Source organism: Magnetococcales bacterium (assembly GCA_015231755.1).
Lineage (GTDB): Bacteria > Pseudomonadota > Magnetococcia > Magnetococcales > Magnetaquicoccaceae > Magnetaquiglobus.
This window is the reverse complement of record JADGAZ010000015.1, coordinates 74,933-97,205: the sequence shown is the minus strand read 5'-3', so window position 1 is coordinate 97,205 and position 22,273 is coordinate 74,933. Positions and strand designations below refer to the sequence as shown.

The window sequence follows — 22,273 nt, the reverse complement described above, 5'->3', positions numbered from 1 at the left end:
TCCCTTTGCCACCACGGGCGAGGAAGGAAACCCTGTCCCATCAGGCGGTGCGACGGGTCACGATCATCACCTTGCTGCTGGTCGCCCTGATCGCCGTACTGGCCTTGTGGGTCCAACACGCCGCCATGAACCGGGCCGCCCGTCAGGTGCTGACCACCCTGGAACGTTTCCACGCGGAAAAAATGAACCTGATGGATCAGGAGTGGCAGGAACAGGCCATCCACCTGCACAACCGCATCGAAATGCTCAATCTGTTCACCTCCCAGGCCCCCCCGTGGGAGTTGCTGCGCACCGCCTTGCAGCAAGAGTCCATCTCCTTGTTTTCAGGGGTCATCGTCACCGACGGCAGCCGGCGGGTGATCTTCACCCACACCAACCAGTCCCTGGACCCGCCCCACGCCTTCGACCGCTCCGGCGAACACGGCTGGTTCGTCTCTCCGGCCACCGGCATCCTGCATCGCTGGGTGGCCTTGTCCCTGTGGCTCGGCCCCTTCGGACAAGGAGAACTGATCGTCTTGGTGCCCATCGAAAACGGTCTGCTCTTCCGCAGCACCCTGCCTTACACCGACTTGTTCCTGCTGCACGACAACCGGGTGGTGGCCAGTTCCCTGGGCAGCATCCTCGTCGATCCGGAAACCCTGCGGGACGGCACCTTCTGGCAGGGCAACCAGCGCCTCGACCAGCTTTCCCTGCCCTGGGAACCCAATGGCAAACCCGACTCCCCCCGACTGGTGATCCGCCATCACGCCTCGCCTCTGTTTTCGGTGGCGGATATCCTGCTGGCCAGCGCGACCCTGTTCGCCCTGATCTCCGGACTCTTCTGGAAAACCCTCGGAGCCTGGATGATCCAGATCACCCGACGCATCAATACGCTGGGTTGGGTGGCGCAGGAGTTTTCCAAAGGATTCGATCTCACCCCCGCCATCCGGGAAGCCCTGGACACCGCCCGGGACAAGGACCGGGACGAGGTGAGCGCCGTGGCCGACGCCATGGCCATGGCCCAGGAGTCCATCACCCGGGAACTCAACGAACGCAAAACCGCCCAGGCGGATCTGCAACGCATCAGCACCCACAACGCCCTCCTGCTGGAAGCCGCCGGGGAAGGGATCTACGGCCTGGACACCGCGGGACTCACCACCTTCATCAATCCCGCCGCCGCCCGCATGATCGGCTGGGAACCCGAAGCCATCATCGGACGTTCCCTGCACGATCTGGTGCATCACACCTGCGCCGACCACACCCCCTATCCCCGGGCCGCATGCCGGGTCTTCGCCGCGATCCGGCGGGGCGAAACCCAACAGGTCCGGGATGAACTCTTCTGGCGTCAGGATGGCACCTCGTTCCCGGTGGAATACACCTCCACCCCGATCATCGACCAGAACACCATTCTCGGAGCGGTGGTGGTGTTCCGGGACATCTCGGAACGGATCCGCGCCGAACAGCAGGCCCGGGACTATCTGACCTATCAACGGATTCTCAACGGTCTGCACGAAATCTCCTACCGTCACATTCCGCTGCAAGAGCAGCTCGAACAGGCCCTGACCCTGATTCTGTCGATACCCTGGCTGGCCATTCAGGCCAAAGGGGCGATCTTTCTCGATCAGCCGGGCAAACAGACCCTGCGCCTGACCGCCCACACCGGACTCGACGACTCCCTGCTGACCTTATGCCGCGAGGTGCCCCATGGTCATTGTCTATGCGGTCGGGTGGCCCAGAGCCGCACCCTGTTGCATGCCGACTGCGTGGACCACCGCCACGACATTACCCTGCCCCACATGGAACCCCATGGCCACTACGTGGCGCCCATCGTTTCCGGGGAAAGGCTTCTGGGAATCCTGACTTTGTACTTGAGTCCCGGTCAAACCCATTCCCCGGAAGAGGCAAGCCTGCTGATGGCCATGTGCCATACCCTGGGCAGCATGATCGAACGCAAAAACCTGGAAGAGTCCCTGCAATATCAGAACAGCTTCCTGGAAGAAAAAGTGCGGGAACGCACCGCGGAACTGCACGACCACCTCACCACCTTGAAAAACACCCAAAACCAGTTGATCCAGTCGGAACGCCTGGCCGCCCTGGGGGGACTGGTGGCCGGCATCTCCCACGAGATCAAAACCCCGGTGGGCACCAGTTTCACGGCGGTGACCTTCCTGGAAAGCGAAATGGTCAAATTTCTCGCCATCTATCAGCAGGGCCAGACCCGCCGCGAGGATCTCGACCGCTTCTTGGAAAATGTCAGCGAAGCCACCCGGCTGATCAAGGCCAACCTGAAACGGGCTTCGGACCTGATCCTGAGTTTCAAACAGGTGGCGGTAGACCAGACCAGTCAGGAAAAACGCCGCTTCGATCTTCAGGAGTACCTGGAAGAGACCGTCTTCACCCTGCGCCCCAAACTCAAAAACACCCGGCACCGGGTCACGGTGGATTGCCAGCCGGATCTGGTCTTGCACAGTTTTCCGGGGGCCATTTCCCAGATCGTGGCCAATTTCATCCTCAACTCCCTCACCCACGCCTTTGCCCCCGACGCGGAAGGAGAGATCACCATTCAGGCGGGCCGCACCGACGACAAAACCGTCTTTCTGCGCTACCGGGACAATGGCCGGGGCATGGAGGCTGCCACCCTCAAACAGATCTACGAGCCCTTCTTCACCACCAACCGCAATCAAGGCGGCAGTGGACTTGGCATGCATATCGTCTACAATCTGGTGACACAGCGACTCGATGGCACCATCGAAGCCAAAAGCGCGCCGGAACAAGGCACGGATTTCCGGATCCAATTCCCAGCCTGACCAGGAGTGCTCACCCCATGCCCATTCCACCCCGCCCATCGGATCTGCTGTTTCCGACCCCCCGGACCGATCCCCTTGCGCCCCTTTCGCCCCGAGTCCCGATTCATCCGGACGGGGCCTGGAAAATCATGGTGATCGACGACGATCCGGATCTGCATCCCCTGACCCGTCTGGTACTCAAGGATCTGGTGTTCGATGGACGGCCCATGAGTTTCATCCACGGCTACTCCGGCGCAGACGCCCGGCAACTGCTGCAACAACATCCGGATACCGCGGTGATTCTGCTCGACGTGGTGATGGAAAGCGATCGGGAAGGGCTGGAGGTGGTCCGTTACATCCGCCAAACCTTGAACAATCCCTGGTTGCGGATCATTCTGCGCACCGGTCAACCCGGCCTCGCCCCGGAAGCCGAAGTGATCGCCGCGTATGACATCAACGATTACAAGGACAAGGTCAATTTAAGCCATCAAGGTCTGATCACCGCCGTCACCGCCGGACTGCGCACCTTCAAGCTGCTGAACACCATCGACTCCACCCGCCAAGGACTGCGCCGTATCATCGCCGCATCCCGGAATCTGTATGAATTTCATTCGGTCAGCCAATTGGCCCAGTCGATTCTCACCCAGTTCGGACAACTGCTCAATCCGGAACCCACCGCCCCCACTCCCGACGCCTTCGCCGCCGCCGTGAAACATGGCATGATCCGGATTCACGCCGCCTCGGGGGTATACGCCGGACTCTTGGGACAGGCGGTGGACGAGGTACTCTCCTCGTCGGTGGTGGGGCTGACATGGCGGGCCTTGCGGGAACAAACCCACCAGTTCACGGATCACGAATTCATCGGCTATTTCCACGCCCGCAACGGCATGGAAAACCTGATCTATCTGGATGCCCACCGCCGCTTGAACGAGGTGGATATCGACCTGATCGATGTCTTCAGCGCCAACATCGCCACCGCCTTCGAGCAGTTGCTGCTCCATCGGGAGATCGTCAAGACCCAAAAAGATGTGACCTTCACCCTGGGGGAGGTGATCGAAACCCGATCCGGGGAGGCGGGTCAACATGTGCGGCGCGTGGCGGAGAATTCACGCCTGCTGGCCCAACTGGCGGGACTCTCCCACGACGCATGCGAACTGTTGCGCATGGCCTCGCCCATGCACGATCTGGGGAAAATCGGCATTCCGGACGCCATTCTCAACAAGGCCGGACCCTTGACGGATGAAGAGTGGGCCATCATGCGTTCCCACACACAGATCGGTCAGCAGGTGCTCGGAACCACGGATCAGGAGATCATTCAAACCGGCGCCCTCATCTGCGCCCAGCACCACGAAAAATGGGACGGCACCGGCTATCCCCATCGATTGGCCGGAGAACAGATCCACATCTTCGCCCGGATCACCTCCTTGATCGACGTGTTCGACGCCCTGACCCACAAACGCACCTACAAACCCGCCTGGAGCGTGGAAAAAGCCCTGGAACAGATCCGAAAGGATCGGGGCACCCACTTCGATCCCCGACTGGTGGATCTGTTCTTGGAAAACGTCCAGCATTTCCTGGAGATTCAACAGGCCTTCGAGTGATCTTCTCGCCTTTTCAGGAGTCCGCGAACACCGCCTCCACCGAAGCGACCTCCAACAGCCGGTCGGTCCAAAGCTCCAGCTCCGGCAGCTCCGCACCCCGAATTTTTTCATCCAGCTCCCCGGACAACGGTCCGAACCGCCGGGTCAACAGACGCAGCAGGGTTTGCACGGCCCGGTTCCGTTCACCGCGTTGTTCCCCTCTCTGCTCGCCCCTCTGCTCGCCAAGCTGGATCCCTCTCTGCTCGCCAAGCTGGATCCCTCTTTGCTCGCCAAGCTGGATCCCTCTTTGCTCGCCAAACAAAACCCCCTCCCGGAACCCCTGCTCTCTTCCACTCCGCTCCACACTCGTGATGTAAGGCATTTCCTCGCGCTCCTCGAAGGCCATGGTTTCGATTTTAAACCGTTCATCAATCTCTGAGGGCAGACGCAGCACCCAATCGATAAACCGGAACAGGTCGATCACCTCCTGGCGGCTGAAACCGCGTCGATACAGACTCCGGGTGATGCGGGTCTTTTGCAGATATCGCTCGTGCGGACGTTTGCGGGTCTGTCTGGCGCTCAAGTGGGCCCAGGTGACCACGGCAAAAGGGCTCCTGATCCAGAAACTCATGCCCCCGGGACCAGTCGATGCCATCGTGGGCGATGGGCAGAAAAAAGGCCAGAAACTCGCGGAAATAGCCTTTCAGGATCTCCTTCCACAAGGAGTCGTACTCATCCGGCCCGCTGTCAAGGTCGTCATGGAGCATCCTGCCCGCCCTCCCGTCTGGTTGGTGGACCCACTGTGTACATAAAAAGGTAGATGCCAAGGAATGGTGACAAGGTCCAGTGATTTCCGTTATGGTCCCCCCAAAGGCTCCCAAACCCGGTGGCCACCACCCCGCATCCGAAAGTGTTCCAACCCATCCCCATGACCATCCAACCCAACCTCGTGGTGCTGGCCCTGGCCCAGGGTCTGTTGACCCTCAACAATGTCACCCTCATCGCCATCAATGGTCTGCAAGGGCTGGCCCTGGCCCGCGACAAATCCCTGGCCACCCTGCCGGTGGCGGCGTTTGTCGCCGGGTCGGCCCTGGCCACCCTGCCGGCCTCGTTTTTCATGCAGCGACACGGGCGACGGGCGGGGTTCAGGCTGGGGGCGGTATTGGGCCTGGGTGGCGGATTGCTGGCGCTGGCCGGATCGATCCGTCAGGATTTTCTCCTGTTGTGTCTGGGCAGCCTGATGAGCGGTTTCTACAACGCCTTCGGACAGCAATACCGCTTCGCCGCCGCCGATGCCGTCCACCCGGAGTGGCAAAGCCGCGCCATCTCCCTGACTCTGGCCGGAGGCATTCTGGGAGGAGTCGCCGGACCGGAACTGGGCAAATGGACCCGGGATCTCCTGGAACCCCTGTTCGTGGCCTCCTACGGCTCCCTGACCCTGTTCACCCTGTTGGCCTGGGGCGTGCTGGGGCGTCTGCATCCTCCACCCCCCACGCCCTCCACCACACCCAAAACCCCAACCGGCCCCTTCTGGCCCATCCTGACCCGACCCGTTTATCTGGTGGCGGTGCTGGCCGCCACCACCGGCTACGGGGTGATGAATCTGCTGATGTCCGCCACCCCGCTGGTGATGCAATCCTGTCACCTGCCGTTCGACGATGCGGCCTTCGTGCTGGAATGGCATGTGCTGGGCATGTTTGTCCCCTCGTTTTTCACCGGCTCCCTGATTCACCGTTTCGGGGTATCCCGGATTCTGCTCGTCGGGGTGGCGCTGATGTTCGGCTGCAACGCCGTCGCCCTCTCCGGACAATCCCTGTCCCATTTCTGGTGGGCGCTGCTGCTGTTGGGCGTGGCCTGGAATTTTCTGTATGTGGGAGGGAGTTCCCTGTTGATCACAACCTGTCAACCCGAAGAAAAAGCCATGGCCCAAGGGTTCAATGACCTGATGATCTTCAGTGTCCAGACCATGACCGCCCTGTCTTCCGGAATGATCGCCAATCAAAGCGGATGGGAGGGCTTGAACCAGGGCGCCTTGCCTGCCACCGGCATCACCGCATTGGCCCTCCTCTGGCTGCACCGTCACCAGGGCAACCGAAATCCCCATCGGAAACATGGCGAACCGACATGATTTCCGCTATAATGGATCAAAAGGCTCCTTTTCCCTGCTCACAACCACGGTCAATCGACATGGATTCAGACCAGATCCTCATCCGCGACCTTCAGGTGTCGTGCATCATCGGCATCCAGGAGTGGGAACGCCACACCCGCCAGGAGGTGCTGATCAATCTGGAACTCGACACCGATACCACCCAGGCCGGCCAAAGCGACCGGATCGACGATACCGTCAACTACAAAACCCTCACCAAGCAGATCATCGCCCACACGGAACATTCCGCCTGTTTTCTGGTGGAAGCCCTGGCGGAACAGATCAGCCGCCTGTGTCTGGACCATCCACTGGTTCAGGGGGTGAGGGTCACGGTGGAAAAACCGGGCGCCTTGCGCTTTGCCCGATCGGTGGGGGTTTCCATTCGACGCTCCAAATCCCCCCCGTGAACACGCCGATTCTCATCGCCTTCGGCGCCAACATCGATCCGGAGCGCAATCTGGCTCTGGGCGTGGCCCGATTGCACGCGATCTGCGGCGTGAGCGCCATCTCCACCGTCTATCGCACCAAGGCCGTGGCGGGATCCGACGCCCCTCCCGACCTCCACCTGCCGGATTTTCTCAACGGCGCCCTTCGGATCCAGGGGGATTGGCATCCGGCCACCCTCCGGGCACGGCTGAAATCCATCGAACAAGAACTGGGACGCCAACCCCGTCAGCCCGGCTGGGCGCCCCGTCCCCTGGATCTGGATATCGCCCTGATGGGATCCCTTCAGCTTCACACCCCGGAATTGACCATCCCGGATCCGGACATTCCCGAACGGGCTTTTCTGACCCTTCCCCTGGCGGAACTGGCGCCGAACCTGATCCATCCCACCTTGCGTCTGAGCCTGCGCACCCTCGCACAACGGTTCCCTCCAGACCCGGAGGCCTTCCACCCCGATCCAGCCGCCACCGCACGCCTCCGGGCCATTATCCCCTTGTGACCCGGTGACGATTCCGGTATAGATATTGAATCCATATTTCAATAAACCCCCTTGGATCCAACCCCCTTGGAGCGTTCGCCAGGATGTCCACCCTTTTTGAAGGTGTCTTCACGGCCCTGATCACCCCGTTTCGCAACCACCAGGTCGATGGCGAGGCCCTGCGACACCTGGTGGAGTTCCAGATCGCCAATGGCGTCAGCGGCATCGTTCCCTGCGGTACCACCGGCGAATCCGCCACCTTGAGCCACGAAGAGCACAAGGAGGTGATTCGCCAATGTGTGATGGCGGCGGCGGGACGGGTCAAGATCATCGCCGGGGCCGGTTCCAACTCCACCGCCGAAACCATCGAACTCACCCGCTTCGCCCAGCAGGTGGGAGCCGACGCCGCCCTGCTCATCACCCCGTACTACAACAAACCGGGGCAGGAAGGTCTGTATCAGCACTACCGCGCCGTGGCGGAAAACGTCAAGATTCCTCTGGTGCTGTACAATGTGCCGGGGCGGACCGGGGTGGATCTGCTCCCCGCCACCGTGGCGCGACTGGCCAACATCGATACCATCGTGGGTCTCAAGGAAGCCACCGCCAATCTGGAGCGGGCCTCCACCATCCACAAAATGTGCGGCAACGCCATTACCCTGCTGTCCGGTGACGACGCCACCTTTTTGCCCTTCCTGGCGGTGGGAGGCAAAGGGGTAATCTCGGTCTCTTCCAACGTCGCCCCGGCCCAAATGGTGGAACTGTACCGCGCCTGGCAGAAAGGGGATACCGCCAAAGCCCTGAAGCTCCACGAAATCCTCCTCGACCTCAATCAACAACTGTTTTGCGAAACCAATCCGATTCCGGTCAAAGCGGCCGCATCCATGCTCGGACTCTGCCAGCCGGAAATCCGTCTGCCTTTGACTTGGCTGGCCGAACCCAATCAGGCGATGCTGCGCACCACCCTGAACCGGCTGGGATTGCTCCCGGACTCATAACGACATGGGCATCAAACCGATCACCGAAAACCGCAAAGGGCGGTTCAACTACGAAATCCTGGAAAGCTTCGAGGCCGGGGTGGTCCTGACCGGCACCGAAGTCAAATCCATGCGGGCCGGCAAGATCAATCTCAACGACTCCTTCGCGGTGATCCAGCGCATGGAGTTGACTTGGCTGAACGCCAACATCGCGGTCTACACCCACGGCAATCTCAACAATCACGATCCGCTGCGCACCCGCAAGCTGCTGGTGCATCGGTATGAGATCAGACGGCTCATCGGCGTCACCAAGGAAAAAGGATTGACCCTGGTGCCCCTGAAAGCCTATTGGAAGGATGGACGGGTGAAGCTGGAAATCGGTGTGGGTCGCGGCAAAAAGCTCTACGACAAACGACAGACCGTCCGGGAACGGGAGTGGTCCCGGGAAAAAGGACGGATTCTCAAGGGGGATTGAACCCCGTTTCCCGGTTTACGCACGCGGCAACCGTTGGCGCAGACCGGTTTCACAGTTTCCCTGGTTTCATCTCCCCCTGTGCAGACCGACCCCCCGGTTGTCTATCAATTTCCGTTGCATGCCACCTTATTTTTTTGCACCCCGGCCCCGAAAGCGCAGAAAAGGCACGGGGGGGGGGAAAGGGGTCGGGAAGGCTTGGAATCTCAAGCCTCGTCGTCTTCCTCGTCACCGCCCTGGGAAGCCAGCACCAAAGGACTGGCCCGATAGGTCACCACCTTGCGACTGGTGATTTCGATGGGTTCACCGGTTTTGGGATTGCGTCCCGGACGGGCCCGTTTGCCCCGCACCGAAAAAACCCCGAATCCGGATAGTTTCACGGTTTCCGCCTGTTCAAGCCGTTGGGTGATCATCTCGAACACCTGCTCCACGATGGCGGTTGACTTGGGCCGGGAAAGCCCGATACGCTCATAAACCGCTTCAACCAGATCCGCTTTGGTGGTAGTCGCCATATCCATCCCCTAAAATCCGAACATCGTCATGGAGTCTTTGCTGTTTGCCCATTCACGCCCGACCGGGGAAGTTCCGAACCGATCCGGGCCGGGGGCGTCCCACGGGGCAACCCACTCAGTATGCCCTTCAACACACTGAATTGGCAAGAGTCATTATCACTTCTCACAGTACGGTTTTAAAAAATCGACCCGTCAACCCGCAACCGGCCCATCCAACGCCTCCCGGATCTTGCGACAATCCTCTTCCAGGGCATCCATCTGGGTGAGGGCCTGGGCACGGTTTTTCAACTCCACCTGACCCCGCAGGCGCATGGCCTGCCATTTCACCCGATAGGCGCCGATCCGGTCCGAAAACAGTTTGAACCACTCCACGCCGTCCTGGGCCTGAAGAAAATCATCCGCCCCCAACGCCTTGCGCAGCCGTTGCGACTGCTCCGGGTACAGTTCCAGAAAGGAACGACGCTGCTTTTCCACCTCCGCCGGATCCCCCTCCACCGCCTTGAGCACAGCGGCGTTCCCGACCGGGGCGGCCTGTTTTTCCACCGGTGGCGCAAGCTTGCGGATGAACGGATCCAAAGCCTCCAGCAACTCCTCGGCCCGGTAGGGCTTGCGCAAAAAGCCGTTCATGCCCGCATCCAGACACCGCTGCCGATCCGTTTCCAGGGCATGGGCCGTACAGGCGATGATGGGAATCTTGGTGTTGGGAAACAGATCCGGATCGGACTGGCGGATCTTCTGGGTGGCTTCGTAGCCATCCAGTTCCGGCATTTGCAGATCCATCAACACCGCGTCGAAGCGTCTGGATTGCAGGATGGTCCAGGCTTCCCGGCCATGGTTGGCCAGGGTCACCTCGTGACCGGCCTGTTCCAGAATGTTGAGGGCCAGTTTTTGATTGTTCACCAGGTCATCCACCACCAGGATGCGCAAGGCCACATGACGCCGGCCTCCGCTGCGCCGCAAGGGGGCCGAAGCCGCCACCCGTCCCAAGGCGCGGTTGACCGCCCGCAGCAACGGAAAACGCAACACCGGTTCGGCCAACTGCACCGCGTCGAAGAACTCCTCGGCCATGGCGGTTCCTTCCATCCGTTTGGCGGGAGGAGAGGTGAGCACCGGGCGATTCTTCCACCCTTCCCGCCGGGCCAGCTCGGGCAAGGGGATTTCCATGGCCTGCAACAGGTGATAATCGATGATCAGCAGATCGAAGGGTTGACCCGCCTCGTGGGCCTGCCGCAAAAGCGGTTGCAGGGTGGTCAAATCCTCCACCACCTGGGCCACCGCCCCCCCGTGACGCAGCAGAGTGTCCAAGATGGTGCGTCCCGTGGGATTGCCATAGGCCGCCGCCACCCGCAATCCGGCCATGGGGGCTTCGGGGGCCGCGCCGCCTCGGGCCTCCATCACCGCCTCCTGTCCCGCCGGGGCGCGACTCCCCACCGCGAAACGGGCCGTGAAATGAAAAACGCTCCCCTCCCCCAGCACGCTTTCCACCCGGATGTCGCCTCCCATCATGTGGGTGATGCTGCGGCAGATGGTCAAGCCCAGTCCCGTGCCCCCGTATTTGCGGGTGGTGGAGCCATCCACCTGGGTGAAACGGTCGAAAATCTGTTCCAGACGGTCCGCCGGAATGCCGATGCCGCTGTCCGACACCGAAAATCCCAGCACGACACTCTCTCCCTCTTCCTGCGGACAGGGCAGCCGTTCCACCCGCAGGATCACATCCCCTTTTTCCGTGAACTTGATGGCGTTGCTGATGAGATTGATCAACACCTGGGCCAACCGCAACGGATCCCCCACCAGGGTTTCCGGCAGATCCGGAGCGATCTGGCAATAGAAATCCACCCGTTTTTGATGGGCGCGGATCGCCATGGTTTCGCAGGCCGCGCCGATGCGGCCATGCACGTCGAAGGGGATGTTTTCCAGCCGGAACTTGCCCGCCTCGATCTTGGAAAGATCCAGAATGGAGTTGATCAGGTCCAGCAGGCTTTGGGAGGCGTTCTGGACAATCACCAGATTGTCCCGTTGCACTTCGGTCAACTCCGTGCCCAGCACCAGATCGGTCATGCCGATGATGGCATTCATCGGGCTGCGGATTTCATGGCTCATGTTGGCCAGGAATTCGCTTTTGGCCCGGTTGGAGGATTCCGCCACCTGGAGCGTCTCTTCCAGGGATTTGAGCAGTTGTTTGCGATCGGTGATGTCGTGGAGAAACGCGGTGAAAATCGGTTCCCCATCCAGCACATCCGAGGTGAGGGCCATTTCCATATCGATGATGGCCCCATCCGCCCGCATGGCCGGAGCCTCGATGCGCCGACTGAGTACGCCGTTTTCGTTTTTGGCGTCTTGCAGCCGGTGGATGGCCGCCACATGGTTGTCCCGGCCTTCCGGAGGGATGATCAATTCCGACACGGTGCGACCGATGGCCTGTTCGCGGGTGTAGCCGAACAGCTTTTCGGCGGCGGGATTGAAGCCCGTCACCCGTCCCTGGGCATCCGAGGTGATGATGGCGTCCAGGGCGGAGGACAGAATCGAGCCGAGCCGTTTTTCCCGGCTTTTGAGTTGTTCGTGGGCCTGCACCAGACGATTGGTCCGTTCGGCCACCAGATTTTCAAAGTGGACGTTTTTTTCGATGATTTCGATATTCTGGGAGACGCGACAAAACAGCTCTTCATCCCGGAAGGGTTTGGCCAGAAAGTCGTTGGCGCCGGCCTTGAGAAACTGGGCGGCCAGATCCCCGGTCCCGTGGGACGAAAGACCGATGATGGCGGTGCGATCCCGGGAAAAACGTGGCCGGATGCGTTTGATCAGTTGAAAGCCGTTCATGCCCGGCATTTCGTAATCCACGATGATCAGGCGCACATCGGTATGGGTCTGGAGCTGTTCCAGGGCCGAAGGGCCATCCGCGGCCTCCAGCACGTCGAAGTTGCAGCGTTTCAGGAACTGGCGGATGTGAAAGCGGGAGCTTTTGGAGTCATCGACCACCATGGCTTTCACGGTGGCGTTCTTGCGCAGACGGTCGATGAAATACAGTACCGCGTCGATGCTGCTGGCGTTGTCTTTGATGAAATAGTCGAGCACCCGCTTGGAGACCACGGTTTCCCGCACGTCGTCCTTGATTTCGCCGGTGAACACCACCGAGGGGATGTTCAAAGACAGGATGTAATCGACGATTTCCCCGTTGGGGGCGTCCGCCAGATAGAGTCCGAGGATGCCGAGAAAAAATTCGGTGCCTTCCCGGTGGACGATCTCCTTGGCCGCGGCCATGGTGGAGGCCCAGAACACCTGGAAATGCAGCTCCGACTCGATGCGGTGTCGCAGCAGCGCAGAGAAACTTTTGGAACTCTCCACCAACAGGATCTTTTCCACCAATCTCTCCCAAATAATAATTTTTAAACTATTAAAAGAAAAGAAGGGGTCTGGGGAATTCATTCCCCAGGATTTTGACCTTGAAAATTAATAAATGATTATTTTGAAAGAAGAAAAATCAAAACCCTGGGGGATGAATCCCCCAGGCCCCCTCTTTTTTTTCAATAATTTCGATAAATTCAGGCGAAGACCGATGGGCAGAGGCTTTGTGTCACTCTCCGGTCGCCGGAGCCGAAGACCCGGAAGCAGGTTTTCTGCGGCGCCGTCTGCGGGGGGCCGACGCACCCGCCGGGGCCGCCTCTGCCGCCACGGGAGCGGAAACCGTCTCCACCACCGGAGCCGGAGTTGCGGTCGAAGCCGCGCTGCGCCGCCGCGGGGGGGCAGAACGGCCACCACCACCACTTCCGCTGCGCCCACCCCCTCCCCCGCTCCGGAAACGGGAAGGGGCATCTCCGCTCCCTTCCGCCACAGGGGGAGGCCGGGTCAACGATACGAACAGCTCATTTTCCGGCCATTCGGGAGACAGGTCCATGCCCAGATACGCCAGAATGGCCTCCAGATTGTAGGCCCCATCCTCATCCACCAAGGAGATGGCATCCCCGGTAGCCCCCGCCCGGGCGGTACGCCCGATGCGATGGACATAATCTTCGGGATTGTCCGGCAGATCGAAATTGACCACATGGGTCACCCCTTCGATGTGCAATCCCCGACCCGCCACATCGGTGGCGATCAGCACCGGCACCAAGCCCTCCTGGAAACGCTGCAAGGTATGCAAACGCTTGGTCTGGGGCACGTCGCCGGAGAGATATCCCGCATGAATGCCATTGCCCCGCAACCACTCCTTGAGCCGCTCCCCCATGCGCTTGGTATTGACGAACACCATGGCCCGACCCGCCGGAACGTCCGCGTCTCCCACGGCCAGATCCCGCCGCAACAGCCCCACCAGCAGACTGATCTTGCGTCGTCCCTCGACATGATAAAGCCGCTGGGTCACCTGGGAAACCGCCCGATTGTCCACGGTGGTGGAGATCACCTCCGGGGAGTCCATGTACTCGTAGGAGAGTTCCTGGGCCCGATAGGAAAGGGTGGCGGAAAACAGCATGGAGAGCCGTCGATCATACGGAGGCAGACGACGCAGCAAAAAGCGCAGATCCTCGATGAACCCCATGTCGAACATGCGGTCCGCCTCGTCGATGACCAGCACCTCCACGTCGGAGACCCGATAGACTTTCTGCTTGAAATAATCGATCAGCCGACCCGGTGTGCCGATGAGCAGATCCACCCGTCCTTCTTCCAGGGTGAGACGCTGCTTTTCGTAGTCCACGCCGCCGTAGACCGCGGCGATTTTGAGATCCAGATGGGCGCCGAGCCGCAAGGCATCGTTTTCGATCTGAAAGGCGAGTTCCCGGGTGGGGGCGATGATCAGGGCGCGGGGGCGGCTCGGCCCCCCCGGATCCTCTTTGACCGCCCCTCCTCCCTCACGCAACAGCCGGCAAAACGCCGCGATGAGAAACGCGGCGGTTTTGCCGGTTCCGGTCTGGGCCTGACCCGCCACATCCCGTCCCGCGAGGGTCAGGGGCAGGGTCTGGGCCTGGATGGGTGTGCATTCCGTGAATCCACAAGCGTGGATCCCGGCCATCACGGATTCGGGAATGGCAAGATCGGTGAACTGCATCAACTCTCATGCGGGTGCGGCATGGGCGACAAGCCGCAGCCCGCTCTTTCAAGGGGTCAGGAGGCGGCGGACTGAAGCGCCAAAGCCCGTACACGGGCGTTCAAACGCCGGGTTTGACGGGCGGCGGTATTGGGATGGATCATCCCTTTGCGGGCCGTGACCGCCAGGACCGACGTGGCCTTGCGAAAGGCTTCCGAGGCCAGGGGAAGATCACCCGCAGCCGCAGCCTGCACGACATTTTTGATAAAGGTCCGCATGCGGGACTTGGCCGACCGGTTGCGGCTGTTGTCCTTGGCAGAGGTGCGAATGCTCTTCATGGAAGATTTAATATTGGCCACCGCGAAAAAACTCCCTATCCTTGATCGTCGTCTAAAGAGGGCCTTCAATGACCCTGGCCGCCCGTGCGAAATTTCACGGACGCAATTGAATATTGAATCCCATTTCACCCCCTTTCGTCAAAGGTTTTTTCACTTTGCCCAATATACCCTCCCATCGGCCCCCCCACCAGGAACGCTCCGAACAGGGACAGTTGCTCCGTTCGACGGCCATCATCGGTTTTTTCACCCTGTTGTCGCGCATCACCGGATTTGTCCGCGACATGATCATCGCCCGGGCCTTCGGGGCCGGCATGGGGGCCGACGCCTTTTTCGTGGCGCAGAAACTGCCCAATTTTCTCCGTCGGCTCTTTGCCGAAGGGGCCTTCAGCACCGCCTTCGTGCCGGTGTTCGCCGATCACCTGGCCAAGGGGGATCCGGAAGAGACCAAAAACGCGGTCCACGCGGTCTTCACCCATCTGGCCTTGTGGTTGATGGTGGTGGTGGCAGTCGGTCAGGTGATCATGCCCGCCCTGGTGCTGGTGGCCGCCCCGGGATTCATCGACGATCCGGGCAAGTTCGATCTGGCGGTGCTGCTTTCCCGGGTGACTTTTCCTTATATTTTCTTCATCTCCCTCACCGCCCTGGCCGCCGGCATCCTCAACAGCCACAAGAAATTCGCCATTCCCGCCGCCACCCCGATCCTGCTCAACGCCAGCATGATCCTGGGCGCCACGGTGCTGACCCGACACTTCGACCCCCCGGTGATGGGTCTGGCCATCGGCGTCACCCTGGGAGGCATCCTGCAACTGGCGTTTCAACTCCCGGCCCTCCACCGGCTGGGGCTGGGCTTCCGGTTCCGCTGGGATCCCAAACACCCCTCGATCAAACGCATCCTCACCCTCATGGGACCTTCGGTGCTGGGGGTATCGGTGGCCCAGATCAATTTATTGCTGGATCTGTTTTTGGCCTCGTGGCTGCCGGAAGGCTCCATCTCCTATCTGTATTACGCCGACCGGCTGCTGGAATTCCCCCTGGGACTGATCGCCATCGCCTTGAGCACCGCCATTCTCCCCATGCTCTCCGCCAAGGCGGCCCGGGGGGATGAGGCGGGCTTCAAAAGCAATCTGGAAACCGCCTTGCGGGTGGTGGCCTTTCTCACCCTGCCCGCCACCGTGGCGTTGATGGTGGTGGGAGAACCCATGCTCGCCCTGCTCTTCGAGCGCGGCGCCTTCGCCCCGGAAACCACCCGCCTCACCGCCTACGCCCTGCTGGCCTACGGGGTGGGACTGCCGGCCCTGGCCACGGTCAAGGTGACCGCCCCGGCCTTCTACGCCATGAAGGACACCCGTACCCCGGTACGCATCGCCATCATCTGCATGGTGGCCAACATGGTGATGAACCTGATCCTGATGTTCCCCCTGCACCACGCCGGATTGGCCCTGGCCACCTCCCTGGGGGGATTCCTCAATGCCGGTCTGCTGCTGCGGGCCTTGCGGAAACGCATGGGCATCACCGTAAGCCGTGAACTGATGATCACCCTGTTCAAGGCGATGGCGGCATCGGCGGTGATGGGGATTTTTCTGTATACGATCCGTGAACTCTACTGGAGTCGCGCCCTGTCGGACTGGTGGCAGGGGATCACGGTCCTGCTGATGCTGACCGGCGCGGGAATGGTCTATGTGGCAAGCGCGTGGCTGCTCGGCATGCGCGAGACCCGTTTTCTGCTGCAACTCGTCCAACGCAAACGGGAAACCGAAATCAGGTGATCCGACTGACCATGAACGCATTCCGCCGTCGCCGTTTTTCTCGTCTCGCGCTGCTGCTGCCCGCCTGGCTCCTGGGGGGTTGCCCCTGGCCCACACCCCCCCTGCTCTCCCCGGACGACGACCCTCCCCCGGAAGAGACCCTGAGGATTCAAGCCACTTGGCGTCTCGGCACCCTGGCTCCCGTGCCTGCGGCCCAGACCCCCACCCTCTGGAAAGATCCCGTCACCGGCATCACCCTGACCCGGATCGCCGGTGGCTGTTTCATCATGGGGGACAACCAGGGCAAACCCCATGAACGCCCGGCCCATAACGTCTGTCTCGACGACTTCTGGCTCGCCACCCACGAGACCACCCAGGAACAATGGCAACGGATCATGGAGACCCTGCCGGGACAAACCGTTCCGGGAGCCGGATTGCCGGTGGAAAATGTCACCTGGAACGACGTGGAACGCTTCATCCAGCGGCTCAACAGCAAAGGGCAGGGTCACTTCCGCCTGCCCACCGAGGCGGAATGGGAGTACGCCTGCCGCAACCGGGGTCAGTCTCTGCGCTACTGCGGCACCAACGACGATCCCACCCCCTACTCCTGGCATCAGGGGAGCGGCGTGACCCTGCATCCGGTGGGGGAACGTCTGGCCAACGGCCTGGGTCTGCACGACATGAACGGCAATGTCTGGGAGTGGGTCGGGGACTGGTATGACGAAAACGCTTACCAGAACACGTCGAGCAACAATCCGACCGGACCGGAAAGCGGTACATCCAAGGTATTCCGTGGGGGAGGGGTACTGTCGGGAACGGGATTTCTCAAAGCCACGAACCGGGCCAATCTCTGGCCGGATCGCAAAAACGCCTTGCTGGGATTCCGACTGGCGGGCAATCCCCCCGTGAAATGAAACGCCAACGCGGCGCAGTGAAAGGCAAAAAAGTTCGGGATTCGCACCCCGCGCATGAGGATCGACAACGATCCGTCATGCGCGGGGGCAATTGTCAAGTGGGTTTCAAGCCATGCAATCGCATGCGGGCGAATTTCACGCCACCGTGACACCACCTTGGGGCAGTCCATCCAGGACCTCCCGGACCAGGGAACGAATCGCCTTGCCCACCGATTCCGGGATGGGCAGCGCCTCCTGACCTCGGAACTGACGAATGGCTTCACCGATCGCATCCAGACCGGCCACATCCACCACGTCTCCCCCCTTGTACGCTGTCTTCGTCTCGCCGCGACCTGAGGCCGGCATCTCCCGCGCGGCCAACAGGGCTGAAGCCCCGCCTGAAACCCGGCCATCCATGACCGTTCTTTGGATTGAAGCGGATTCCGGCGCAATCAGTGCCATGTCCATTTCTCTACCTCGCAATCCGTGTTAAAGAAGTCATCCATTGCCATATGGATCGGTTGGCCTCCGGTCAAACTTGAGCACAATCTTGGTGACGTCCTCGATCCGGACTCCACAAGGGGTCAATTTGAAAACACTCACTTTTCCGATAAGTTTTGTTACACAGCAGATCCCCTTCCCAAACAATCCGCCCCGCATCTGTAACAAATGGTCAATCCCTGGCTTGATCGATGCTATTTGCTTGACTTTATCGGCGCCGTGAGTTGTCATAACAGGCGTGGAATCTCCCATGTCTCCTTTCGCCACCATGCGCGAAGACGTGACGGCGGCGGGATTCGCCTGCTTTGACCCTGACCCTTTCGTACCCTAGAAGGAGATGCACCATGACGATCCAGCGTATCAAACTCTTTGTTCTGGCGGTCTTGTTGGCCACCACGGGCATGACCGGTCAGGCCAGGGCCGAAATGAACCCCGTCGCCATGGTCAGTCAGGCCCAAGGCAATGTGGAATACAGCAAAGACGGTGAAAAATGGAAAGCCGTCACCCGCAACAAACTGCTCTCCGAAGGGGAACAGCTGCGCAGCGCCGCCGACGGTTCCGCCAAGGTGATCAACCAGATCACCGGCACGGTCCAGGACATGGGCGCCAGCACGGTGCTCAAAATTACCGCCAATGGCGTCGAAAAGGTCTCCGGCACCCTCTCGGAACCGGACAAGAGCGCCACCGATCTGCTGGAAAGCCTCGACAAACGCTTTGCCAAGGCCCAACGCTACACCACGGTGCGCCGCAGTGTGGACAAAGGCGAAAAAGGCAAAAACGTCAAGCTCGACACCATCAAGGAAATTTCCCTCTCCCCGAAATTTCCGGAACTGGCCTGGTCCAATCTGGGCTCCGAGTTCACCTATGAGCTGATCATCGGCGAAAAACCGATTCCCGTGCCCGCCGCCTCCGGCGAGATGGTCCGCTACAAAGTCGCGGGTCTGACCCCGGGCAAACACGACTATCTGGTGCGGGTGCTGCAAAACGGCCATGAGGTCTACGCCCCGAAAAAACCCAGCACCATCAATTGGGTGGATGGCGATGCCCTCAAGCCGGTGGAAAAAGGCATGAAGGATCTCCAGGCCCTGGCCCCGGGTGACGATTTCATGATGGGCGCGTTCCTGGAAGACCGGGGTTTCACGGTGGCGGCCATGGACATGTACCGCAAATATTTCAAGGACAATCCCGCTGATGTGGACATGCGGCCCATGCTCATCAAGACCTATCACGACCTCAACTTGAAGGATCTGCAAAAAAACGAGGCCGTCCAGTACCAGAAAATGCTCTCCGAACAGGAGTGATTCATCCGCACGCTTCGATGAGCGGTCTTGAAAAAAACCGCCCGAGGTGATAGTCGATCCTCATGCCCCAAAAGCAAGCGTCCGCCCGAAATTTTTACGGGCGGACGCTTTTGTTTATACCCAATCAGCAGCCGCGCCGGGGAAGCACGCATGAACAATGTGGGAAAATTCCTGATCCGTTACGACATCATGGCCACCGTGATCCTGTTTTTGCTCATGATCCCGGCGGAATACCACGAAACCTTCGCCCTGCTGGAAGAACAGACCATCTCCATGCGCCAGTTGTTGCGCATGAGTCTGGCCAAACCGGAGAAGACCCGTTTTTCCAAGGATATTTTCCTGGTCAACACCGACGAGAAATTTTTTGACAAATACGGCAGTTTCCCCCTGCGACGCACGGATCTGGGCCGGATCGCCACCAATCTGACCGCCCTCGGGGCCAAAGTGGTGGCGCTGGACGTGCTGATGGACTTCCCCAGCTCCTATCAGGAGGACGAACCCACGGCCAAGGCCCTGAAAGAGGCGGGCAATGTGCTGCTGGTGGCCCAGGCGGATTTCAAGGATGGACAATTCTTCCGCCTGAACCGGGCCACGGCCAAACTGGCGGAGGTGACCAAAAACGGCTACACCAACATCAGCTCCCCGAGCGCCATCATCACCAGTCTGTCCCGTCTGAAGATCTATCCGGAAATCGCCCGAAAGGAAAATGGCTGGCCCTATGCCATCATGGCCCTGGCCATGTACTGGGGGGTGGAACCCCGGCTCGAAAACAACATCCTGCATCTGGGGGACCGTCTGGCCATTCCCCTCAACCAGACCAACGAACTGTACATCGACTTTCCCCAGCTGCCGGACGGAACCCGTTTCCTGAGCCAGACCGGTCTGTCGGCGTTGGAGTTCCTCAACATCGACGACCTGGACGCAGACGAACGGGAAGAACTTTCCATGTGGGTCAAAGGCAAGCTGGTTTTGGTCGGCGACACCTCGGAGGTCTCCCACGACTGGTTCGACACCCCGGTGGGCATGGTCTACGGGGTGGAAATCATCGCCGACATCATCAGCACCTTGATGAAAGGGGCCCCTCTGCGTCCCGCCTCCACGCCGGTGGAAATCGTGGTGATGATGCTGTTCATGGTGGCGGTACTGATCTCCGGCACCATGCAAAATCCCCTGAAACGCACCCTGTTCGCCGTGGGAATCCTCGGGGTGTATGTGGCGGGGGCGATTCTGGCCCATGTGCATCTGGACATGGTGCTGTCCATGAGTTATCCCCTGGTGGCGGGGCTGTTTGGATTCCTGGCCATCACCATCCGCTATTACGCCTTGGAAATGAGTCAGAAACGGATGATCAAGGGAGCCTTCGGGCAATATTTGTCACCCAAGGTGGTGGACATCCTGGTGAAAGATCCCAGCAAACTCTCCCTGGGTGGCGAGCAGCGGGAAATGACGGCCTTTTTTTCCGATGTGGCGGGATTTTCCACCATCTCGGAAAAATTGACCCCTCAGGAGCTGGTGCAATTGCTCAACGAGTACCTGACCGCCATGTGCGACATCATCTCCCGGTACGACGGCACGGTGGACAAGTTTGAAGGGGATGCCATCATCGCCTTCTGGGGCGCACCGCTGGATCAACCCGATCATGCGGCCCTGGCCTGTTGCGCCGCCGTGGACATGGGGGCGCATATGGTCAAGATGCGGGAACGTCTGCTGGCGGAAGGCCGTCCAAGAATGACCGTGCGCATGGGCTTGAACTCCGGACCCATGGTGGTGGGCAACATGGGTTCCAAACAGCGCATGGACTACACCATCATGGGGGACGCGGTCAATCTGGCCGCCCGTCTGGAGGGGGCCAACAAGTTTTATGCGTCTGATATCATGGTTTCCGGGGCCACCTACGAACAGGCCAAGGAACGGGTCGAGGCCCGGCCACTGGACGTGGTGCGGGTGGTGGGCAAAAAGGAACCGGTCCCGATCTATCAACTCCTGGCCCACAAGGGCGCCCTGACCGCCGCACAGCAAAAACTGTTGGACTTGTATCTGGCGGGTCTGGAACTGTACCGCAAGCGCGCCTACGCGGAGGCCATCGTCCAGTTCGAGGCCGCTTTGGGGGTGGATCCGGAGGATGGTCCCTCCCGCACCTATGTGGAGCGTTGCAAGGAATATCTGGACAATCCGCCCCCCGCGGACTGGGATGGGGTGTTCCAACTGACCTCCAAGGGGTGACACGCCTCACTTTTCATGACGGCATGCTCTTTGCTTGAGAAGCTATTGCGAATCACAATGCAATAACCTGCAAGGGGAAACGAACATGAAGAACTGGCAAGCGTCCTTACTGGTCGCGATTGGAATGGCAAGCGCACCCATGGCTGGCGAAGCGGCCATGCATCGCAAGGCTTGTGAAACGCCTTATCAGGGTGTCAGTGTTTGTTGGGATGCGTTGGCCGAGGATCAGGCCGCGGAGTTGCCGGTACCCTATCCCAAGCTGCATCTTTTGCCCATCGCCCGTCAGGTCGCCGGACAGCCCGAGGTGTGGGTGGACATGAGCCGCACCATTTTCCGGCAACTGCTTCCCGGGCAACTGGCGGAGCAACTGATTCCCGAGTGGACTCCGGCCTATCATCTGGAGGGGGCTTTGGCGTTGAGTCAACGTTCCGGATGGCCCGCAGTGCTGTGGATCTCCCCCCGGGAAACCCGCAACAGTTCCGCCACCACTTCGGGGCTGGTGGATTGGGATGTCTATCTGATCTCCAAGGGGCGTTTGTTGCGCACGGTGCGGTTGCGGGTCGAGTCCCAGCCGGATCGCAAGACCGATGGTCTGGAACGGGCCACGGTTGCCGGTTCGGTCTTGGCGGCCACCGGGGCATTGATCACCAACCCGTTGAGCAGCATGGGAACCGTGGCCGGAACCTATGCCATGGGCCAATCCTCGCCTCCCGATGCGGGACAGCCTTTGGAGTTGTTGACCGAGTTGGCCACCCGGCAATTGTTGTTCTTGTTCCAGCAGCCCATGGATTATCTGGCCACCCCCCAGACCGAAACCGGCGGGGATCCCTGGAGTCAGGAAAACGTGACCGCCATGGCCAAGCGTCCTTTTGCCGCCAAATAACCCG

General features: G+C 60.4%; 18 protein-coding genes. 12 read left to right on the top strand and 6 right to left on the bottom strand.

Going from position 1 to position 22,273, the window contains the following annotated elements:
* Nucleotides 1-5 precede the first annotated feature (5 nt).
* A complete protein-coding gene (locus HQL98_11205; GenBank protein ID MBF0272616.1) occupies nt 6-2,786 on the top strand; it encodes a PAS domain-containing protein in 2,781 nt (926 codons plus the stop codon).
* A 17-nt stretch (nt 2,787-2,803) separates the two neighbouring features.
* Nucleotides 2,804-4,366, top strand: coding sequence for a DUF3369 domain-containing protein (locus HQL98_11200; protein ID MBF0272615.1), 1,563 nt, complete (start codon nt 2,804-2,806; stop codon nt 4,364-4,366).
* Between the two features lie 13 nt (nt 4,367-4,379).
* Here HQL98_11200 and HQL98_11195 read toward each other — a convergent pair whose 3' ends face one another.
* Complete coding sequence (locus HQL98_11195) at nt 4,380-4,946, bottom strand: DUF4351 domain-containing protein (GenBank protein ID MBF0272614.1); 567 nt, start codon at nt 4,944-4,946, stop codon at nt 4,380-4,382.
* 285 nt (nt 4,947-5,231) lie between these two features.
* Here HQL98_11195 and HQL98_11190 point away from each other — a divergent pair, with 285 nt between their 5' ends.
* The 5 genes from HQL98_11190 to smpB all read left to right on the top strand — a co-directional run bounded on the left by HQL98_11190 (nt 5,232) and on the right by smpB (nt 8,862).
* Nucleotides 5,232-6,473, top strand: coding sequence for an MFS transporter (locus tag HQL98_11190; protein ID MBF0272613.1), 1,242 nt, complete (start codon nt 5,232-5,234; stop codon nt 6,471-6,473).
* A 59-nt stretch (nt 6,474-6,532) separates the two neighbouring features.
* Nucleotides 6,533-6,898, top strand: a complete 366-nt coding sequence (folB, locus tag HQL98_11185; protein MBF0272612.1) for a dihydroneopterin aldolase — start codon at nt 6,533-6,535, stop codon at nt 6,896-6,898.
* On the top strand, nt 6,895-7,434 hold the full coding sequence (gene folK / locus HQL98_11180; protein MBF0272611.1) for a 2-amino-4-hydroxy-6-hydroxymethyldihydropteridine diphosphokinase: 540 nt from the start codon (nt 6,895-6,897) through the stop codon (nt 7,432-7,434). Before folB ends, folK begins: the two co-directional genes overlap by 4 nt.
* A gap of 83 nt (nt 7,435-7,517) precedes the next feature.
* Complete coding sequence (locus tag HQL98_11175) at nt 7,518-8,408, top strand: 4-hydroxy-tetrahydrodipicolinate synthase (protein MBF0272610.1); 891 nt, start codon at nt 7,518-7,520, stop codon at nt 8,406-8,408.
* A 4-nt stretch (nt 8,409-8,412) separates the two neighbouring features.
* Entirely contained in the window at nt 8,413-8,862 is a 450-nt protein-coding gene (gene smpB, locus HQL98_11170) for an SsrA-binding protein SmpB (GenBank protein MBF0272609.1), read from the top strand.
* Nucleotides 8,863-9,065: 203 nt separating this feature from the next.
* On the opposite strand, the gene HQL98_11165 is transcribed toward smpB, so the two are convergent.
* The 4 genes from HQL98_11165 to rpsT all read right to left on the bottom strand — a co-directional run bounded on the left by HQL98_11165 (nt 9,066) and on the right by rpsT (nt 14,744).
* Complete coding sequence (locus HQL98_11165; protein MBF0272608.1) at nt 9,066-9,377, bottom strand: integration host factor subunit alpha; 312 nt, start codon at nt 9,375-9,377, stop codon at nt 9,066-9,068.
* A gap of 186 nt (nt 9,378-9,563) precedes the next feature.
* A complete protein-coding gene (locus tag HQL98_11160) occupies nt 9,564-12,731 on the bottom strand; it encodes a response regulator (GenBank protein ID MBF0272607.1) in 3,168 nt (1,055 codons plus the stop codon).
* A 211-nt stretch (nt 12,732-12,942) separates the two neighbouring features.
* On the bottom strand, nt 12,943-14,406 hold the full coding sequence (locus HQL98_11155; GenBank protein MBF0272606.1) for a DEAD/DEAH box helicase: 1,464 nt from the start codon (nt 14,404-14,406) through the stop codon (nt 12,943-12,945).
* A 56-nt stretch (nt 14,407-14,462) separates the two neighbouring features.
* Nucleotides 14,463-14,744, bottom strand: coding sequence for a 30S ribosomal protein S20 (rpsT, locus tag HQL98_11150; GenBank protein ID MBF0272605.1), 282 nt, complete (start codon nt 14,742-14,744; stop codon nt 14,463-14,465).
* A gap of 143 nt (nt 14,745-14,887) precedes the next feature.
* Between rpsT and murJ the strand changes: the two genes are divergently transcribed.
* Nucleotides 14,888-16,489 carry a murein biosynthesis integral membrane protein MurJ gene (gene murJ, locus HQL98_11145; protein MBF0272604.1) on the top strand — a complete coding sequence of 534 codons (1,602 nt, stop codon included), beginning with the start codon at nt 14,888-14,890 and terminating at the stop codon, nt 16,487-16,489.
* 11 nt (nt 16,490-16,500) lie between these two features.
* Complete coding sequence (locus HQL98_11140) at nt 16,501-17,382, top strand: formylglycine-generating enzyme family protein (protein ID MBF0272603.1); 882 nt, start codon at nt 16,501-16,503, stop codon at nt 17,380-17,382.
* 135 nt (nt 17,383-17,517) lie between these two features.
* Here HQL98_11140 and HQL98_11135 read toward each other — a convergent pair whose 3' ends face one another.
* Nucleotides 17,518-17,823 (bottom strand): hypothetical protein, encoded by a 306-nt coding sequence (locus HQL98_11135; GenBank protein MBF0272602.1) that lies wholly within the window; start codon nt 17,821-17,823, stop codon nt 17,518-17,520.
* 383 nt (nt 17,824-18,206) lie between these two features.
* Between HQL98_11135 and HQL98_11130 the strand changes: the two genes are divergently transcribed.
* The 3 genes from HQL98_11130 (at nt 18,207) to HQL98_11120 (ending at nt 22,269) form a co-directional block, all read left to right on the top strand.
* On the top strand, nt 18,207-19,163 hold the full coding sequence (locus HQL98_11130) for a hypothetical protein (protein MBF0272601.1): 957 nt from the start codon (nt 18,207-18,209) through the stop codon (nt 19,161-19,163).
* Between the two features lie 150 nt (nt 19,164-19,313).
* On the top strand, nt 19,314-21,386 hold the full coding sequence (locus HQL98_11125; protein ID MBF0272600.1) for an adenylate/guanylate cyclase domain-containing protein: 2,073 nt from the start codon (nt 19,314-19,316) through the stop codon (nt 21,384-21,386).
* 139 nt (nt 21,387-21,525) lie between these two features.
* Nucleotides 21,526-22,269, top strand: a complete 744-nt coding sequence (locus tag HQL98_11120) for a hypothetical protein (protein MBF0272599.1) — start codon at nt 21,526-21,528, stop codon at nt 22,267-22,269.
* Nucleotides 22,270-22,273: the final 4 nt, after the last annotated feature.

Excerpts from the sequence above, each read along its gene's own strand:
- HQL98_11130 (MBF0272601.1), top strand. The coding sequence starts at position 18,207 with ATGACGATCCAGCGTATCAAACTCTTTGTTCTGGCGGTCTTGTTGGCC.
- HQL98_11135 (MBF0272602.1), bottom strand. The coding sequence starts at position 17,823 with ATGGCACTGATTGCGCCGGAATCCGCTTCAATCCAAAGAACGGTCATG.
- HQL98_11200 (MBF0272615.1), top strand. The coding sequence starts at position 2,804 with ATGCCCATTCCACCCCGCCCATCGGATCTGCTGTTTCCGACCCCCCGG.
- smpB (MBF0272609.1), top strand. The coding sequence starts at position 8,413 with ATGGGCATCAAACCGATCACCGAAAACCGCAAAGGGCGGTTCAACTAC.
- folB (MBF0272612.1), top strand. The coding sequence starts at position 6,533 with ATGGATTCAGACCAGATCCTCATCCGCGACCTTCAGGTGTCGTGCATC.
- HQL98_11165 (MBF0272608.1), bottom strand. The coding sequence starts at position 9,377 with ATGGATATGGCGACTACCACCAAAGCGGATCTGGTTGAAGCGGTTTAT.
- HQL98_11175 (MBF0272610.1), top strand. The coding sequence starts at position 7,518 with ATGTCCACCCTTTTTGAAGGTGTCTTCACGGCCCTGATCACCCCGTTT.
- HQL98_11155 (MBF0272606.1), bottom strand. The coding sequence starts at position 14,406 with ATGCAGTTCACCGATCTTGCCATTCCCGAATCCGTGATGGCCGGGATC.
- HQL98_11125 (MBF0272600.1), top strand. The coding sequence starts at position 19,314 with ATGAACAATGTGGGAAAATTCCTGATCCGTTACGACATCATGGCCACC.
- HQL98_11120 (MBF0272599.1), top strand. The coding sequence starts at position 21,526 with ATGGCTGGCGAAGCGGCCATGCATCGCAAGGCTTGTGAAACGCCTTAT.
- HQL98_11140 (MBF0272603.1), top strand. The coding sequence starts at position 16,501 with ATGAACGCATTCCGCCGTCGCCGTTTTTCTCGTCTCGCGCTGCTGCTG.